Here is a 17,336-nt window from a genome sequence, read left to right on the forward strand (position 1 = left end):
CCGATTTCCGAGGAGCGAAAAACCCCTTCGCACGTTGACAGGCGACACCCCTCGCCGCATGCTATTGGTAACGAGAGCGCTTACATAGCGCTGCCGGGTGCCGTCCGCGGCGGGCGGCGCCCAGGGGGAGGGGTACGGGGTGGCAACCAGGGCGTGGCCCGAGGGGGTCGAGTTGCGCGGAGGCGACGTCGGGGATGCCCAGCGGGTCCTGACGGCAGACGCGCTGGCGTTCGTCGCGACGCTGGCACGGGAGTTCGAGGGGGAGCGGCAGGCGCTGCTGCAGCAGCGCCGGGCCCGCCAGGCGGCCATCGCGGCCGGCTGGCGACCCACCTCGCCATCGCCGGACGACCCGGCTCGCCGCGACGACTGGCGGGTGGCCCCGCCGCCGGCCGACCTGCGGGATCGCCGGGTCGAGATCACGGGCCCCACGGACCGCAAGATGATCATCAACGCCCTCAACTCGGGGGCCCGGGTCTTCATGGCCGACTTCGAGGACGCCAACGCCCCGACGTGGGCCAACATGGTGCAGGGACAGGCCAACCTCTACGATGCCGTGCGCCGCACCATCCGCTACGTCGCCCCTGACGGCCGGGAGTACCGGCTGGGGGAGACCACCGCCGTCCTGACCGTGCGTCCGCGGGGCTGGCACCTGGACGAGCCGCACGTGCGGGTGGACGGACGCCCCGTGGCCGGCGCCCTCTTCGACTTCGGGCTCTTCGCCTTCCACAACGCCGCTGTGCTCCTGGAGCGGGGGAGCGGCCCGTACTTCTACCTGCCCAAGCTGGAGGGACGGTTGGAGGCGCGCCTGTGGGATCGGGTGTTCGCCTTCTCGGAGCAGGCGCTGGGTCTGCCTCGGGGCTCCATCCGCTGCACCGTGCTCATCGAGCACGTCCTGGCCGCCTTCGAGATGGAGGCCATCCTCTACGAACTGCGGGAGCGCGTCACCGGCCTCAACCTGGGGCGGTGGGACTACATCTTCAGCTTCATCAAGACCTTCCGCCATCGGGCCGACCTGGTGCTGCCGGACCGCCGGCTCATGACGGTGCCGGCCACACCGTTCCTTCGGGCGGCGTCGCGGCGGCTCGTGCGGGCCTGCCATCGCCGGGGGGCCCACGCCATCGGCGGCATGTCGGCCTACATCCCGCGCCGGGACGATCCCGAGGCCAACGAGCGAGCCCTCGAGCAGGTGCGGGCCGACAAGCAGTGGGAGGCCGCCGAGGGGTACGACGGCGCCTGGGTGGCGCATCCGGGGCTGGTGCCGGTCGTGCAGGATGTCTTCGACCGGGCGCTCGGGGGGCCGCATCAGCTCGCCGTGGTGTCAGCCGACGAGCCCTCGGACGAGGAGATGGTCGCGATCCCCACCGGGCCCGTCACCGAGTCGGGGGTGCGGACCAACGTGCGGCTCCAGACTCTCCTCCACAGGGCCCACCTCCTCGCCAGGCTACGATCCCGCCGAGCGACGGCGCCCGCGGGCTTCTTCTCGAAAGCGATTACTTCCCACGATAACCACGCTCTGTAGCGTTGTCAACAGGTAGAAGCGCATTTCACGGGACGGACGAAGATGGCGGCGGGACGTCGCCGGGGAGCGGATCGCCTGCCCATCCCAGGCTGTACGAGATGGCCCGGGCCGTCGCCATCACCCGGGGGGCCAGCTCGGCCACCCGGGCGTCGCTCAGGCGGGAGGCGGGGGCCGAGAGGCTCAGCGCGGCCACCACGTGGCCGGCCCGTCCGCGGATGGGCGAGGCGATGCAGCGCACCCCCAGCTCGCGCTCCTCGTCGTCCAGGGCGAAGCCGGCGGCGCGTACCCGCTCGAGCTCGGCCGCCAGGCGCTCGGGATCCGTGATGGTACGGGGGGTGTAGGCCCGCGGCTGCCCATCCCGAAACAGCGCCGCCACGTCTGCCGGGTCTGCCCAGGCCAACAGGGCCTTGCCGACGCCCGTGCAGTAGAGGGGGGCGCGGGTCCCGATCTGGGTGAACATGCGGACCAGGTGCTGGCCCTCGACCTGGCCCACGTACACCGCCTCGGCGCCGTCGCGCACGGCCAGGTTGACCGTCTCGTTGACCTCCTCCACCAGGCGCCGCATGGCCGGCAGGGCGGCCTCGTGCAAGCCCAGCGTCTGGACGAAGGCGTTGCCCACCTCGAAGGCGCGCACGCCGAGCTGGTAGACACCCGCCTCGGGCACGTACTGCACGAAGCCCCGGCGGCGCATGGTCTCCAGCAGGCGGTAGGCGGTGCTGGCGGGCAGCCCGGTCTCCTGGGCGAGGGCCGTCAGCGCGAGCCGCGGCGAGCGGGCCAGCGTCTCCAGGAGCGAAAGCCCCCGCTCCAACGCGCGGACCGCGGCCACCTCGCGCCGTTCCCGGCTCCGGCCGCTCCGGCGCGAGGTGGCCATCGGCGTGGTGGGCGGCTGCGGCGTCGACATTTCCATATCCCCCACGGATCATAGCATGTGGAAGGTGTTTTCTCCTGGCGAGAGAAGCAGAGACGGGCGATGGGGGCGGGAGCATGGGCATCGAGAAGGAGCTGGCACGCATCTACCCGCCGGACGCACGGGTGACCGAGCCAGTCGCCCTTGCGGCCTACGAGTGCGACGCCCTCACCGCCGTGCAGCAACTCCCGCTGGCCGTGGTCTTCCCCGAGACGACCGAGCAGGTGGTGGCGACGCTGCGGCTGTGTCACGAGGAGGGCGTGCCCTTCGTGGCGCGGGGCAGCGGCACCAGCCTCTCGGGGGGCTCCGTGCCCGTGCCGGGCGGCATCGTCATCGCCCTCAACCGGATGGATCGCATCCTGCGCATCGACCCCGACGACCTGCGGGCCGTCGTGCAGCCGGGGGTCGTCAACGCCCGGATATCGCAAGCCGTCGCTCCCTACGGCCTCTACTACGCCCCTGACCCCTCGAGCCAGGTGATCTGCACCATCGGCGGCAACGTCGCCTTCAACTCCGGGGGCGCCCACTGCCTCAAGTACGGCATGACGTCCAACCACGTGCTGGGCCTGGAAGTGGTGCTGCCGGGCGGGGAGCTGGTGACGCTCGGGGGCGAGAGCCTCGAGGTGGCGGGCGCGGACCTGCCGGGGCTCTTCGTGGGGTCCGAAGGGCTGATGGGCGTGGCGGTGACCGTCACGGTGCGGCTGCTACCCAGGCCCGAGAGCATCCGCACGGTGCTGGCCGCCTATCACAGCCTGGAGGCCGCTGGCGACGCGGTGGCACGGGTGGTGGGGGCGGGGCTGTTGCCGGGGGCCATCGAGATCATGGACCGTCTCGCCATCCAGGCGGCCGAGGCCGCCGTCCACGCGGGGTATCCGCTGGATGCGGCGGCTCTGCTCATCGTCGAGCTCGACGGGCCCCGCGAAGAGGTGGAGGCGGACTTCCTGCGCCTGACGGAGGCCATCCGGGCCTCCGGCGCCTACGAGATCCGGGTGGCGCGAGACGAGGCGGAGCGGGCCCGCATCTGGAAGGGCCGCAAGAGCGCGTTCTCCGCGGTGGGCCGATTGAGCCCCGACTACCTGGTGCAGGACGGGGTGGTGCCCCGCACCCGGCTCGGGGAGGCCCTGGCCGAGATCGAGCGCCTGTCCGCCCGCTTCGGCCTGCGGGTGGCCAACGTCTTCCACGCCGGCGACGGCAACTTGCATCCTCTCATCCTCTACGACGGCCGCGAGCCGGGCGCCCTGGAGCGAGCGGAGGCGCTGGCGGGGGAGATCCTGCGCCTCTGCCTGCGGCTGGAGGGCTCCATCACCGGCGAGCACGGCGTGGGTCTGGAGAAGCGCACGTACCTGGCCGAGATGTTCGGTCCCGACGACCTCGATGCCATGCGACGGATCCGGCTGGCCATGGATCCCCGGGAGGTGGCCAACCGCGGCAAGATGTTCCCCGGCGAGCCGGTCGGCGAGCAGGTGGGGGTCGGACGGGGACCGCACCCGCTGGAGCGAGCCGGTCTGCTGAGCCGCATGTAGGCAGCGGGAAGGGTCGGGGAGACGCGGATCTCCGTGGACACGTCGCCGTCCCCGTCGGGGCCCGGCGTCCTGACGCCCCGCAGCGTGGAAGAGGCCCGGGAGCTCTTGATGGCCTCGCGGCCGGTGCTGGCGAGAGGGGCGGGCACCAAGTGGGCGATGGCCGACCCGCCGTCCGGCGCCTGGCTGATGGACATGCGCCAGCTGGCCGGGATCGTGGAGTACGAGCCCGCCGAGTTCACCGTGACCGCCAGGGCCGGCACCCCCCTGCGGACGCTGGTGGAGCTCCTCGCCTCGCACGGCCAGTACCTGCCTTTCGATCCCCCCTTCGTCGAGGCCGGGGCCACGGTGGGAGGGGCGGTGGCGTCGGCGCTGTCGGGCCCCGGCCGGCTGCGCTTCGGTGGGGTGCGCGACTTCGTCCTGGGGATCCGCTTCCTGGACGGGGAGGGGCGCCTCGTCCGAGGGGGCGGCAAGGTGGTCAAGAACGCCGCCGGCTTCGACCTCCCCAAGCTCTTCTGTGGCAGCCGGGGCCGTCTGGGCGTGATCGTCGAGGTGACCCTCAAGGTCTTCCCCGCGCCGCGGGCCTTCGGCACGGTCGTCGTCTCGCTGGACACCGTGGAAGAGGCGGCGGCTGCCCTGCGCGACCTGGCCCGGAGCCCCCTGGAGCCGCACGCCGTCGACCTGGTGCCGCCCGAGGCGGTGGCGGGCGGCTGGGAGAGGGCCGATCGCCCGCTCGCCCCGTCGGCGAGCCGGCCCCCGACCACCCTGCTGGTGCGGGTGGGAGGCTCCCCGGATGCCCTGGACGCCTGGATCGGGCGGATGGAGGCACGCCTCGGCCGCCGGGGGCTGCGCCTGCACGGCGAGGCCGAGGCGGCTCTCTGGGTAAGGCTGCGCGACCTGCGCTGGTTGCCCCCGGCATGGCGGCTCATCCGGCTGCACCTCGTGCCGTCGCTGCTGTCCCGGGCCGAGCGGACCCTGGGGCGCCTCGGCGCCGTCCGGCACTACAGCGTGGCGGGCAACGTCGGATGGGCCGCCGTGCCCTCCGAGGCGGACTGGGGCGAGCTCGTCCGGGCGCTGCAGGCGCTGGGGGCGCCGGCGATGGCGATGCGGGGCGCGCCGCCCGGTGGCGTCTGGGTGGTGGCCCCGCCCGGCGAGGCCTTCGCGCGGCGCGTCAAGCAGGCGCTGGACCCGGGCCAACGCTTCGGCCCGCTGTGAAGGAGAGGGGAGTCGGCTCGTGCAGCACCGCATCCCCGTCGAGCAGCTGGGGCTCGCCGGAGCATGGATGGCGGAGGCCGTCCAGGCGTGCGTCCACTGTGGCTTCTGCCTGGCCACCTGCCCGACGTATCGTCTCCTGGGCCGTGAGTCGGACTCCCCCAGGGGCCGGATCTACCTGATGAAGGGGGTGCTGGAAGGCCGCCTGGATCTCCGACCGGCCGTCGTGGAGCCCCTGGACCGCTGCCTGGGTTGCCTGGCCTGCGTGACGGCGTGCCCGTCGGGGGTGCGCTACGACCAGTTGCTGGTCGGCTTCCGCGAGCACCTGGAGGCCCGGCGGCCCCGGCGTCGGGCGACGGCCCGGCTGCTGCGGCGGGCGCTGGGCGCGCTGATGCCGCATCCTCGGCGCTTCCGGGTGGCCGCTCGGCTCGCGTCGGTGGCTCGGCCGGTCGCCGGCCGGCTGCCCGATCTCCTGGCGGCTCCCGTGCGGCTGTTGCCGGAGCGGTTGCCGCCTCCCGGCAGCTGGCTCCGCGCTACCCGCCCGCGGGCGGCAGCGCAGCCGGGTCGCCCTGCTGGCGGGCTGCGTCCAGCAGGTGCTGGCCCCCGGCATCAACCGCGCCGCGATCGACGTCCTGACGCTGCACGGCGCCGAGGTGCTCGTGCCAGCGGGGCAGGGGTGCTGCGGGGCCATCGCCATGCACACGGGCATGACCGGGCAGGCACGGGCGCTCGCCCGGCGCAACCTGGCGGTGCTGCTGCGGCAGGACGTGGACGCCGTCATCGTCACTGCGGCGGGCTGCGGGTCGGCCATGAAGGAGTACCCCCTGCTCTTCCGAGGACGCCCGGAGGAGGCGGCCGCCCGACGCCTGGCCGAGCGGGTGCGCGACATCGCCGAGTGGCTCGACGCGACGGGCGTCCTGCCACCCGGTCCCCTGCCCGCCACCGGGCGGCTCGCCTACCACGACGCCTGCCACCTGGCGCACGCCCAGGGGATCCGGGAGGCCCCTCGCCGGCTCCTGGCCCGGATCCCCGGCATCGAGCTCGTCGAGATCCCCGACGGGGAGATCTGCTGTGGCTCGGCGGGTACGTACAACGTCGAGCATCCCCAGCTGGCCGGGGAGCTGGGCCGGCGCAAGGCCCAGGCCATCCTCTCGACGGGGGCCGACGCCGTGGTCACCGGCAACGTCGGCTGCATCGTGCAGATCGCGGCGGCGTTGCGGGAGCAGGGGCGCCCCTTGCCGGTGCACCACACCGTCGAGGTGCTGGCCCAGGCCTACGCGCCCGGCGCGGCCGGGTGAGAGGGCCCCTTCATACGCCCGCCCACCGCACCAGCCCGGTCTCGAGCGGCGTGGCCAGGTCCGGGTGGATGGGGTGGAGCCGCACCTGGAAGCCGTGCAGCCCGCTCCCCTCGACACGGACGTCGGCCACCTCGAAGACGAATCGCCCGCCCGGCGCCGTCCCGGCGGGTCGCATGCGCAGCACGCGGCAGTTGGTCAGCTCGCCGCGGGGGTCGACCCGCCCCAGGTAGAGCTCGGCCACCACGTCGTCGGGGTGCAGCCCGTTGAGGAAGGCGATGGCCCGCACCGTGAAGCCCCGGTCCCTGGGCACCGGGTCCGCGGCCGTCGACTCCACCTCGTCGATGCGCACGCCCGGCCAGCTCTGGGCCACCACCTGCTTCCAGCGCGCCAGCTCCTTGGCCCGGCGCATCCCATCGGCGGCCAGCGAGACGTAGCGCCGGGCCCCCGGCACGTAGAAGCGCTCCGCGTACTCCTTGACCATCCGGTGAGTGTTGAAGTGGGGGGCGATGGCAGCGATGGAGCGCCGCATCCGGGCGATCCAGCCGCGGGGCAGGCCGTCAGCCCCCCGGTCGTAGAAGAGGGGCACCACGTCGTGCTCGAGGACGTCCATCAGGGCCCGCGCGTCGAGCCGGTCCACCAGCGCGGGGTCATGGCGGACGCTCTCGGGGTAGCCGCTCTCGGGCTCCTCGCCGCCGGGCCCGACGGCCCACCCCACCTCGGGCGACCACGCCTCCTGCCACCAGCCGTCCAGCACGCTCACGTTGAGCGCCCCGTTGACGGAGGCCTTCATGCCGCTGGTGCCGCTGGCCTCCTGCGGGCGGCGCGGGGTGTTGAGCCAGACGTCGCAGCCCTGCACCAGGTAGCGCGCCAGCGCGATGTCGTAATCCTCGACGAAGACCACCCGGCCTTGGACCTCGGGGCGCCGGGCGAAGTGCACGATCTGCCGGATCAGATCCTTGCCGGCGTCGTCGTGGGGATGAGCCTTGCCGGCGACGATGATCTGCACCGGCCGACCGGGCTGGGTCAACAGGCGCACCAGCCGGTCCGGGTCCTGGAGCAACAGCGTGGCGCGCTTGTAGGTGGCGAAGCGGCGGGCCAACCCGATGGTCAGGACCCCCGGGTCCAGCGCCTGCTCGGTCTGCGCGATCTCGGCGGGCGAGGCGCCGCGGTCCAGGGCCTGGGCCCGCAGGCGCCGGCGCACATACGCCACCAGGCGCTCACGACGACGCTCGTGGGTGCGCCACAGCTCCTCGGCCGGGATGCCCGCCACCCCCTCCCACAGGGCCGGGTCGTCGGGGTCCGTGCGCCAGCGGGGCCCGAGGTAGCGGTCGTAGAGCTCGGCCAGGTCCTGGGAGACCCACGAGAGCAGGTGGATGCCGTTGGTGACGGATCCGATGGGCAGCTCCCCCTGCGGCACCTCGGGCCACAGCCCCTGCCACATGCGGCGGGCCACGGCGCCGTGCAGCCGGCTCACACCGTTGGCGTAGGCCGCCGTCTTGAGCGCCAGGATGGTCATGCAGAAGGCCTCGTGCTCGGCCCCGGGCTCCTGCCGGCCCAGCGCCATGAAGGCCTGGCGGCTCAGGTGCATGGCCCGGTAGAAGTCGCCGAAGTAGCGCTCCATCATCTCCGGCGGGAAGTAGTCGTGGCCAGCCGGCACGGGGGTGTGCGTCGTGAAGACGTGACCGGCGGCGGCCGCCTCCCGCGCCTCGTCGAAGGTGAGGTCCTGCTCGTCCATGAGGCGCCGGATGCGCTCCAGCGCCAGGAAGGCGGAGTGTCCCTCGTTCATGTGGAAGACGCGGGGGCGCAGGTCCATGGCCGAGAGCGCCCGCACGCCCCCGATGCCCAGCAGGATCTCCTGCCGGAGCCGCATGTCGAGGTCGCCCCCGTAGAGCCGGTCGGTCAGGATCCGGTCCTCGGGCGTGTTGACGGCCACGTTGGCATCCAGCAAGTACAGCTCCACCCGGCCGACCCGCACCCGCCAGACGTAGGCCACGAGTTGCCGGCCCGGCAGGCTCACCTCCACCGTCAGGGGCTGGCCGTCGGAGCGCCGCACCAGCTGCATGGGCATGGTGTAGATGTCGTAGTCCGGGTAGGTCTCCTGTTGCCAGCCGTCCGGGGTGAGGGCCTGTCGGAAGTAGCCCTGGTGATACATGAGGCTGACCGCGACGAGGGGCAGCCCCAGGTCGCTGGCCGACTTGAGGTGATCGCCCGCCAGGTTGCCGAGCCCGCCCGAGTACATGGGCATGGACTCGGTCAGTCCCAGCTCGGCCGAGAAGTACGCGACCATCGGCTGGTCGTCGGGACGACGGCCGTACCGTCGGCTCCACCAGGTCTCTCGTTCGGCCACGTAGGCGTCGAAGGCCTCCAGGACCTGCCGGTACTGGGCCAGAAAGCCCTCGTCCCCGGCGGCCTCCTCGAGCCGCCGCCTGCCGACGAGGGCCAGCATGCGCACCGGATTGTGCTGGGAGATCTCCCACAGTCGGCGGTCGAGCCGGATGAAGAGCGACCGGATGCCGGCATCCCATGACCAGAGGAGGTTGTAGGCCAGTTCCGGGAGGCGCGCGATGGGCTCCGGCAGCGACGGAGCCACCGAGAAGGTGCGGATCGGGCGCATGGGCGGACCCCTCCTTGCCAGATCCCTGCCACGTGCGGTCCGATTGTACGCACGCCCCCAGGCGGGACGGGCCAGCCCGCCGGGCGTGCCTCTCCTAGCTTTTGCAGGCGCGGGGGCGCCCCTGCCGAAGAGTAGGTCGACGGGGTCTACCGAGACGACGAGAGGATGCGCGAAGGGACGGGGTGCGTCAGGCCATGGCCCAAGCGACGACGCTGCAGCGCCACCGACGGCTCGCGAGGGTCGCTTCGCTCCTGGCCGGGCTGGGATCGGTGCTCGCGCTGTACCTGACCTGGATCGACCTGCGTGGGGGGCCCTCGGCGCCCGGCGCCTTGCTGTGCGGACCTGGCAGCGGCTGCGCGACCGCGTGGGCCAGCCCCTACGCCCGGTTGGCGGGCATCCCCGTGGCGGCCCTGGGCGCGGTGGCCTACCTGGTCTTGCTGGCCCTCGGTCTCTGGGGCGGTCGGGTCGCCGCGTCGGTGCCGGCGCGAGGCGGTGAGCGGCGGCGAGGGGCGCGCACGCCACGTCCCCGACTTCCCTGGCAGTTGACGGCCGCGACCGGCCTGGCCTGGGCGGGCGCCATCTTCTCCATCTACCTGGCAGGCGTCCAGGTGCTGATACTGCGCACCCTTTGCCCCTGGTGTACGGTCTCGGCGCTCATCATGGTGGCCCTGGCCATCGTGCACACCCTGGCACTGCCGGTGCGGCTGCCCGGTGGCCCCGCCGCGGCGGGGGTCGTGGGGGGCATCGTGCTGGCCCTGGTCCACTACGTGCCGGCTGCGGGCACCGGCCCGTCGGGCACGCTCCCGCCCGCCAGTTCGGCCGGCGGGGTGCAACTCGCCCCGGTGAGCAGCCTCGTGGAGCTGGAGCGGCTCATGAGCGCGGGCGACGAGGACGCCGCCGTGCACGTCGAGATCTACTCCGACTTCCAGTGCCCCTACTGCGCCCAGGCCGCCGCCCTGGTCATCGCCCCGCTGCTGGACGAGGACGTGGCCAGCGGGCGCATGCGGATCACCTTCCACAACTTCGCCTTCTTGGGGCAGGAGTCGCAGTGGGCGGCGGAGGCCGCGGCCTGCGCCGCAGTGCAGGGGCAGTTCTGGCCGTACCACGACCGCCTCTTCGCCTCGGCCCTGGGGGAGAACGTGGGCAGCTTCACCTTCGCCCGCCTGACGCAGCTGGCGCGGCAGACGGGCCTGGACGAGGCGGCGTTCCAGCGGTGTCTGGAGGGGCGGCAGATGCAACGGCTGGTGGAGGAGAGCCGCCGCCAGGGTAGCGCCCGGGGAGTGCGCGCCACCCCCACCTTCTTCGTCAACGGCCGGCGGATCGAGGGGCTGGTGCCCGTCTCGGAGATCCGGCGGGTCGCCTACGTGCAGTAGCGTCACCCAGGCGGGCCGCGCGTCGGGTAGGGGGCGGTCGTCGTGTGGCGGGTCATCCCGCAGGCGCGAGGCTTCCGCGAGCACGCGTTGCTCCGCGACGGCTCGTGGGTGCTGTTGCGAGTCGCCGGCCCCGATGACGCCCCGGCCGTGCGGGACCTCCTGGAAAGGGTCTCGCCGGCCAGCCGGCGGCTGCGCTTCTTGGGCGGGGTCGGCCAGGTGAGCCTGGCCTGGGTCGAGGAGCTCTGCCAGCCCCCGGACCGAGACCGCGCCTGCCTGCTGGCGGTGTGGGGCGAGGGGGAGGCCGCCCGGGTGGTGGGCGTCGGCAACTACGTGGCGTTGCCGGGCCGCAACACGGCCGAGGTGGCGTTCCTGGTCGACGACGCCTTCCAGGGGCGCGGCATCGGCACGCTGCTCTTGGAGCGGCTGGCCGGGATGGCGGCCGGTCAGGGGCTGGTCGGATTCGAGGCCGACGTGCTGGCCGAAAACCGCCTCATGGTGGAGGTCTTCCAACGGTCGGGCTTCCAGGTGCGCCAGGCCCTGGAGGGCGGCACCCTGCACGTCGAATTCCCCGTGAGCGGGAGCGCGGCGGCCTGGGAGCGGGCCGAGCTGCGCGAGCGCATCGCCACTGCCAACTCGCTGGTGCCCCTGCTGCGTCCGCGCGCCGTCGCGGTCATCGGGGCGTCGCGTGACCCCGACAGCGTCGGGGGCATGGTCTTTCGCTACGCCCTGGCGGCGGGCTTCACGGGCACCATCTACCCGGTCAACCGCGAGGCGTCATCGGTGCACGGCGTACGGGCCTACCCATCGGTGGAGTCGTTGCCCGAGCCCGTCGACCTGGCCATCGTGGCCGTCCCGGCCGACGAGGCGATCGGGGTGGCTCGCGCCTGCGTGCGCGCCGGCACCCGGGCGCTGGTGGTGCTGACCGCGGGCTTCGCCGAGAGCGGCCCCGAGGGGGCGGCTCGCCAGCGGGAGCTGGTGGAGACGGTGCGGGCCTGGGGTGCCCGCATGCTGGGCCCCAACTGCATGGGCCTCATCAACACCGACCCCCGGGTGCGCCTCAACGCCAGCCTCGCCCCCGAGCTGGCTCCCAGGGGGCGCATCGGCTTCTTCTCCCACTCGGGGGCGCTGGGCCTCGCGATCCTCTCCTACGCGGCCGAGCGTGGACTGGGCTTCTCCACCTTCGTCTCGGCGGGCAACCGAGCCGACGTCTCCGGCAACGACCTCCTGGCCTACTGGGACGAGGACCCCGAGACGGACCTGGTCATGCTCTACCTCGAGACCTTCGGCAACCCGCGGCGCTTCGCCCGCCTGGCGCGGCGCGTCAGCGCCCGCAAGCCGGTGCTGTGCGTCAAGAGCGCGCGGAGCTCGGCGGGGAGCCGGGCCGCCGCCGCGCACATCGGCGCCACGGCCCAGGGCGACGTGGAGGTCGACGCGCTCTTCCGGCAGGCCGGGGTCATCCGGGCCGACACGCTGGAGGAGATGTTCGACGTCGCCGTGCTGCTGGCTCACCAGCCGCTCCCCGGGGGACGGGGGGTGGCCATCGTCAGCAACTCGGGCGGCGTGGCCACCATCTGCGCGGACGCGTGCGAAGGGAGGGGACTTTCGCTCTCGGGCCCGGGCGTGGTCGATCTGGGGCCCCTGTCCGGCGCGTCGGCCTACGAGAGGGCCGTGCTCGAGGCGCTGAGCGACCCCTCCGTCGATGCGGTCATCGCCATCTTCGCCTGCGTGGCGGGCTGCGACCCCGACGCCGTGGCGCGCGCCATCCGGCGGCGGCGGCGCGGGCCGAGCGGCGGGCCGGGCTGGCCAAACCGGTGCTGCTGTGTCGGATGGGCGAGCCGAGGGCCGTGCAGGTGGCCGGGCACGAGCGCCCCTTCCCCGCCTACCGGTTTCCCGAGTCGGCGGCCATCGCGCTGGCGAGGGCCGCCGAGTACGCGGCGTACCGTCGCCGGCCTCCCGGCCGTCCCGTCTTCTTCGACGACGTGGACGCCAGCGGTGCGCGTCGTCTGGTGGAGGGGTGGCTGGAGGGGGCCGGCGACGGGGAGGTGGAGCCGGACGCGGCGGGGATCCGCCACCTGATGGCAGCCTTCGGGATGACGGTGGACGAGGACGACTCCGACGGCGACCGCTCCAGCGCCGTGCGGGTGCGGGTGCGACAGGACGCCACCTTCGGCCCGCTACTGGAGGTGGAGGCGGGATCCACCCGATGGGTGCGCATCACCCCGCTGACGGACCGGGACGCCCGGGAGCTGGTCGAGGCGGTGCGATCCGGCTGGGGAGCAGCCGAGGAGGCCCTCTTGCGCCTCTCCCAGATGATCGAGGAGTTGCCGTGGCTCGCTCGCCTGGAGGCGGTCCTCCGCCCGCACGGCGACGGGGTGCGGTGGCAGGAGCCCCGGCTGGGGCTGCGCAGGGGGCTACACGGACCGCCGCCGCCCGTACATACTTGAAGAGGTCGGCGGGCGGTCCGGGCACGGATGCCCGGCGGCCGACCGCCGAGGTCCACCACCAGCAGCCGGGAGCGACGTGGGGCGTGGAGCAGGAGAACTTCTGGGATCGCGAGACGGTCATCGGCACCGTCGAGAAGAACGCGACGGAGCGCATCGCCGTGCGTCGCGTCGAGCGGCGCGGGCGCGCCTACGTGGACATCCGGGTCGAGTGGCGACGGCAGGACGGCGACGAGTTCTTCCCCAGCAAGCGGGGCGTCGTCATCCCCATGGATGCCCTCGACGACGTGCTGGCGCTGCTGGAGAGCGCGCAAGGGGCCGGAGCCCGGGAGACCGACGGGCGGCGCCACTCCCACTAAGTGCCCGTCAGGCCCCGGCGCAGCCCCTGCACGACGGCGCCGGCCATCGGCGGCGCGGGCAAGAGCCCGGCGGCGTCCAGGGCCAGCAGGGCGGCGCCTCCCAGCGGGGGGAGCAGCCCGGGGGCCACGTGCGCCCGCGAAAGCCGGTCCGTGACGGCCTCGGCGAAGGCCAGGCGCAACGGATCGCTCGAGAAGACCCCGCCGGCGAAGCGCACGTCGACGGCAGCGTCGCTGCGGCCCACCGGCAGGCGTCGGAGGACGGCCACGGCCAGCTCCGCCAGCTCGACGGCGGCGTCCCGCAGGATGGCCTGGGCCACCGTGTCGCCGCGCTGCGCCGCGTCGGTGACCAGGGGTGCCAGCGAGGCGATGACCGCCTTGGGGTTGGCCGCCCCGTAGACGGCGCGGCGCAGGTCGTCCCATCCGGAGACCCGCAGGGCCGAGCGGACCGAGGACTCCAGCGCCGTCTGGGGCCCACGGCCATCCCAGGCGCGGACCACGGCCCGCAAGGCCATCCGGCCGATGTCGAAGCCCCCGCCCCGGTCGTCGATGAGGTAGCCGTGCCCCCCGGCCCGATGCAGGTGGCCGGTCTCGTCGCGACCCACCGCGACGCTGCCGGTGCCCGCGTAGACCAGGACGCCTGGTGTCCGAGGACCCAGGGCGCCCTCGACCGCGCTGTCGAGATCGGAGCTGACCCGCACCGGGCCGGCCTGGCGCACGTGAGTGGCGAGCGAGGCCAGCACGCCGTGCAGCCATCCGACGGGGTCGGCGCCGGGGTCCAGCCCCGTCAGCCCGGCCCAGACGGCGGCGACGGGGAGGGGCGGGGACTCTCCCGTGCGCTCAAGGGCGCGGGCCACGGCTCCCTCCACGGCGCGCGTCACGTGGCGCGCCACCCGCTCCCGGGCCTCGGGCGTCAGCAGCGGCATGCAGGGCCCACCGACCCCGTGACCGACGACGTCGCCATCCGACGAGACGACCGCAGCGCGGCTGGCGGTGGCGCCGCCGTCGATGGCCAGCACGTAGCGGCTCACGAGGCCACGCTCCTTGCGGTGGCCAGCCGTCTCTCCTGCTCGAACCGCTCGAGCTCGGCCAGGACGATCTCCCAATAGTGGAGATGGGCCCCGTGCTCGCCGGCCAGCCAGACCTGCCGGGAGGGCCTCAACGATCCGCCCACGGGGCCGTCGGTCTTACCGGGAGCGCCGGGGGGCTCCTGGCCCACCAGGGGATCCATCCCGCCCGCGACCTGCAACACGGGCACCTGCAGCGGGGCGGAGGCGTGGCACATGTCGTGGTGGCGATAGGCGGTCAGCAGGCGGATGCCCCGCTGCATCTCGGCGGGGCGGCCCCACCGCCGCAGCAGGGCCAGCGGCAGTCGTGCCCGGTGGCGCAGGGCCGGGTCGAGGTAGACGGCCGTCGCGTGCTCGAAAGCCTCCAGCCAGCTGTCGGCGCGAAGCAGGCGCTCCAGGTGATCGAGGAAGCGCGCCATGCCGTCGGGGGTCCGCCCGGCCAGAGGGGTCGAGATGAGGGCGAGTGCACCCGCCTGCTGCGGCCAGCGCACCCCGAGCCACTGGGCGACGAGCCCGCCTGCATCCATGCCGACGGTGAGGCGCACGTCGAGGCCCAGGACGGCGACGGCCTCCGCCACGTCTTGGGCCATCTGCTCGGTGGTGAAGCCCGGTGGCACCGCCTCCCGGGCCGACAGCAGTGTCAGGCGGTAGCGGCGAGCGGCGACGCCCCAGAGCCGTTGCATCAAGCCGGCCAACGCCCGCCGCTCCAGCAACGCCTCCATGATGCCCGGCAGCACTACGAGGTCGGGACCGGAGCCCCAACGCCAGCAAAGCAAGCGTCCGCTCTTGACGGGCACCCAGGTGCCGCTCCAGAGGATGGCGCCTCATCTCCCTCCGTGCAGGGCCTTGCAGGCGAGCGGCGGCCGCGGCCCGCCTCCTGGCCTCACCGGCCGTCTCCGACTTCCACAAAGAAGGGGGCCGGCCCTCTCGGGCCGACCCCGCGCCGAAACCGCTGCCCGACCGGATGGCCGGATCAGTAATCCATGTCACCGCCCGGCGGGTAGGGGGCCTTCTTCTCCTTCTCGGGGATCTCGGAGATGAGGGCCTCGGTGGTCAGCACCATGCCGGCGATGCTCCCGGCGTTCTCGAGGGCGGTGCGGGTCACCTTGGCCGGGTCCACGATCCCCGACGCCACCATGTCGACGAACTCACCCGTCAGCGCATTGAGGCCCCAGCCCGGCTTCTCGGAGCGGGTGCGCTCCACGATGACCGAGCCCTCGAGGCCCGCGTTGACGGCGATCTGGCGAGCCGGCTCCAAGAGCGCCCGCTTGACGATGTTGACGCCCACCAGCTCGTCGCCGCTGGCGTCCACCTTCTCCAGGGCCGGCAGCGCGTTGATGTAGGTGACGCCGCCGCCGGGCACGATGCCTTCCTCGACGGCCGCCCGGGTCGCGTTGACCGCGTCCTCGATGCGGTGCTTCTTCTCCTTGAGCTCCGTCTCGGTGGCCGCACCGACCTTGATGACGGCTACGCCGCCGGCCAGCTTGGCGAGACGCTCCTGCAGCTTCTCCCGGTCGTAGTCGGAGTCGGTCTCCTCGATCTGCTTCTTGATCTGCTCGATGCGGGCCTGGATCTTGCGGCGGTCGCCCTGGCCCTCGATGATGGTGGTCTTCTCCTTGCCGACCCGCACCCGCCGGGCCCGCCCCAGCATGTCGAGACCGACGTTCTCCAGCTTGATGCCCAGGTCCTCGGAGATGAAGGTGCCGCCCGTCAGGATGGCGATGTCCTCCATCATGGCCTTGCGGCGATCGCCGAAGCCGGGCGCCTTGACCGCACAGGTGTTGAGGGTGCCGCGGATCTTGTTGACGACCAGGGTGGCCAGGGCCTCGCCCTCGATGTCCTCGGCGATGATGAGCAGCGGTCGGCCGGCCTGCACGACCTTCTCCAGCAGGGGCAGCAGGTCGTGCACGTTGGAGATCTTCTTCTCATGGAGGAGGATGAAGGGGTCCTCCAGCTCCGCCTCCATCGCCTCGGGGTTGGTGACGAAGTACGGAGAGATGTAGCCCTTGTCGAACTCCATCCCCTCGACGACCTCGACGGTCGTCTGGGTGCCCTTGGACTCCTCGACGGTGATGACCCCGTCCTTGCCCACCTTGTCCATGGCCTCGGCGATGAGCTGGCCGATCTCGGGATCGTTGCCGGCGATGGAGGCCACGTGGGCGATGTCGTTCTTGTCCTTGACGGGGATGGCGATCCGCTTGATCTCCTCGACCGCGGCGGCGACCGCCTTGTCGATGCCCCGCTTGACCAGCATGGGGTTGGCGCCCGCGGCGACGTTCTTCATGCCTTCGAGCACGATGGCCTGGGCCAGGACCGTCGCGGTGGTGGTGCCGTCGCCAGCGATGTCGTTGGTCTTGGACGCCACCTCGCGGCAGAGCTGGGCGCCCATGTTCTCATAGGGATCCTTGAGCTCGATCTCCTTGGCGACGGTGACGCCGTCCTTGGTGATGACGGGGGAGCCGTACTTCTTCTCCAGCACGACGTTGCGGCCCTTGGGGCCCAGCGTCACCTTGACCGCGTTGGCCACGGTGCTGACGCCCCGCTCGAGGGCCCGACGGGCCTCGATGTCAAACGCGAGCTGCTTGGCAGCCATAGGTCGCCGATCACCCTCCTCTGCGATGACCAGTCTCGGGTGTCACTTCTCGTTGTGGACGGCCAGGATGTCGCTCTCCCGGAGGATCAGGTACTCGACACCGTCGAGCTTCACTTCGGTGCCGCCGTACTTGGCGTAGATGATGCGGTCGCCGACCTTGACCTCCAGAGGCACCCGCTGGCCGTTCTCCAGCAGGCGGCCCGTGCCCACCGCGATGACTTCGCCCATCTGGGGCTTCTCCTTCGCGGTGTCGGGCAGCACGATCCCTCCCTTGGTGCGCTCCTCTTGCTCGATGGGCTTGACCAGGACGCGATCGCCGAGCGGGCGGATCTCTGCCATGCTCTCCCCCCTCGCATGTTGATCGGGACAGGTGATGGGTGTTAGCACTCGCGGCACGTGAGTGCTACCAGCCCTCTTATATATGCGCGCCCCTCGG

General features: G+C 72.8%; 13 protein-coding genes and 1 pseudogene. 8 read left to right on the top strand and 6 right to left on the bottom strand.

Annotated features, from left to right (window positions below; all coding sequences use genetic code 11):
- Positions 1-139 precede the first annotated feature (139 nt).
- Entirely contained in the window at positions 140-1,519 is a 1,380-nt protein-coding gene (locus tag VLY81_RS05085; RefSeq protein WP_324669948.1) for a malate synthase, read from the top strand.
- A gap of 25 nt (positions 1,520-1,544) precedes the next feature.
- Here VLY81_RS05085 and VLY81_RS05090 read toward each other — a convergent pair whose 3' ends face one another.
- Entirely contained in the window at positions 1,545-2,390 is an 846-nt protein-coding gene (locus VLY81_RS05090) for an IclR family transcriptional regulator (RefSeq protein ID WP_324669949.1), read from the bottom strand.
- Positions 2,391-2,503: 113 nt separating this feature from the next.
- Here VLY81_RS05090 and VLY81_RS05095 point away from each other — a divergent pair, with 113 nt between their 5' ends.
- The 3 genes and pseudogenes from VLY81_RS05095 to VLY81_RS14575 all read left to right on the top strand — a co-directional run bounded on the left by VLY81_RS05095 (position 2,504) and on the right by VLY81_RS14575 (position 6,456).
- A complete protein-coding gene (locus tag VLY81_RS05095) occupies positions 2,504-3,949 on the top strand; it encodes an FAD-linked oxidase C-terminal domain-containing protein (protein ID WP_324669950.1) in 1,446 nt (481 codons plus the stop codon).
- Positions 3,950-3,982: 33 nt separating this feature from the next.
- Positions 3,983-5,161: an FAD-binding protein gene (locus VLY81_RS05100; RefSeq protein ID WP_324669951.1), complete on the top strand. Its 1,179-nt coding sequence runs from the start codon at positions 3,983-3,985 to the stop codon at positions 5,159-5,161.
- Between the two features lie 19 nt (positions 5,162-5,180).
- A pseudogene (locus VLY81_RS14575) lies at positions 5,181-6,456 on the top strand ((Fe-S)-binding protein).
- 10 nt (positions 6,457-6,466) lie between these two features.
- Here VLY81_RS14575 and glgP read toward each other — a convergent pair.
- The gene (gene glgP, locus VLY81_RS05110) at positions 6,467-9,070 is read right to left on the bottom strand and encodes an alpha-glucan family phosphorylase (protein WP_324669952.1); all 2,604 of its coding nucleotides are present in this window, start codon (positions 9,068-9,070) and stop codon (positions 6,467-6,469) included.
- Positions 9,071-9,264: 194 nt separating this feature from the next.
- Between glgP and VLY81_RS05115 the strand changes: the two genes are divergently transcribed.
- The 4 genes from VLY81_RS05115 to VLY81_RS05130 are packed head-to-tail and all read left to right on the top strand — an operon-like array spanning position 9,265 to position 13,243.
- Positions 9,265-10,443 (top strand): vitamin K epoxide reductase family protein, encoded by a 1,179-nt coding sequence (locus tag VLY81_RS05115; RefSeq protein ID WP_324669953.1) that lies wholly within the window; start codon positions 9,265-9,267, stop codon positions 10,441-10,443.
- Positions 10,444-10,485: 42 nt separating this feature from the next.
- Entirely contained in the window at positions 10,486-12,519 is a 2,034-nt protein-coding gene (locus VLY81_RS05120) for a bifunctional acetate--CoA ligase family protein/GNAT family N-acetyltransferase (protein WP_324669954.1), read from the top strand.
- Complete coding sequence (locus VLY81_RS05125; RefSeq protein ID WP_324669955.1) at positions 12,450-12,887, top strand: hypothetical protein; 438 nt, start codon at positions 12,450-12,452, stop codon at positions 12,885-12,887. Before VLY81_RS05120 ends, VLY81_RS05125 begins: the two co-directional genes overlap by 70 nt.
- Positions 12,884-13,243, top strand: coding sequence for a PC4/YdbC family ssDNA-binding protein (locus tag VLY81_RS05130; RefSeq protein WP_324669956.1), 360 nt, complete (start codon positions 12,884-12,886; stop codon positions 13,241-13,243). Before VLY81_RS05125 ends, VLY81_RS05130 begins: the two co-directional genes overlap by 4 nt.
- Here the strand turns inward: VLY81_RS05130 and VLY81_RS05135 are convergent.
- The 4 genes from VLY81_RS05135 to groES form a co-directional block, all read right to left on the bottom strand.
- Complete coding sequence (locus VLY81_RS05135) at positions 13,240-14,271, bottom strand: BadF/BadG/BcrA/BcrD ATPase family protein (protein ID WP_324669957.1); 1,032 nt, start codon at positions 14,269-14,271, stop codon at positions 13,240-13,242. The genes VLY81_RS05130 and VLY81_RS05135 overlap by 4 nt on opposite strands.
- Positions 14,268-15,104 (bottom strand): alpha/beta fold hydrolase, encoded by an 837-nt coding sequence (locus VLY81_RS05140; protein WP_324669958.1) that lies wholly within the window; start codon positions 15,102-15,104, stop codon positions 14,268-14,270. Before VLY81_RS05140 ends, VLY81_RS05135 begins: the two co-directional genes overlap by 4 nt.
- Before the next feature lie 176 nt (positions 15,105-15,280).
- Positions 15,281-16,900, bottom strand: a complete 1,620-nt coding sequence (groL, locus tag VLY81_RS05145; protein WP_324669959.1) for a chaperonin GroEL — start codon at positions 16,898-16,900, stop codon at positions 15,281-15,283.
- Positions 16,901-16,942: 42 nt separating this feature from the next.
- A complete protein-coding gene (gene groES / locus VLY81_RS05150; protein WP_324669960.1) occupies positions 16,943-17,239 on the bottom strand; it encodes a co-chaperone GroES in 297 nt (98 codons plus the stop codon).
- Positions 17,240-17,336 lie beyond the last annotated feature (97 nt).

The organism is Limnochorda sp. LNt (assembly GCF_035593265.1).
Lineage (GTDB): Bacteria > Bacillota > Limnochordia > Limnochordales > Geochordaceae > Geochorda > Geochorda subterranea.

Bases quoted from the DNA above. Each gene is read 5' to 3' on its own strand.
- VLY81_RS05090 (WP_324669949.1), bottom strand. From the start codon at position 2,390: ATGGCCACCTCGCGCCGGAGCGGCCGGAGCCGGGAACGGCGCGAGGTG.
- VLY81_RS05095 (WP_324669950.1), top strand. From the start codon at position 2,504: ATGGGCATCGAGAAGGAGCTGGCACGCATCTACCCGCCGGACGCACGG.
- glgP (WP_324669952.1), bottom strand. From the start codon at position 9,070: ATGCGCCCGATCCGCACCTTCTCGGTGGCTCCGTCGCTGCCGGAGCCC.
- VLY81_RS05115 (WP_324669953.1), top strand. From the start codon at position 9,265: ATGGCCCAAGCGACGACGCTGCAGCGCCACCGACGGCTCGCGAGGGTC.
- groL (WP_324669959.1), bottom strand. From the start codon at position 16,900: ATGGCTGCCAAGCAGCTCGCGTTTGACATCGAGGCCCGTCGGGCCCTC.
- groES (WP_324669960.1), bottom strand. From the start codon at position 17,239: ATGGCAGAGATCCGCCCGCTCGGCGATCGCGTCCTGGTCAAGCCCATC.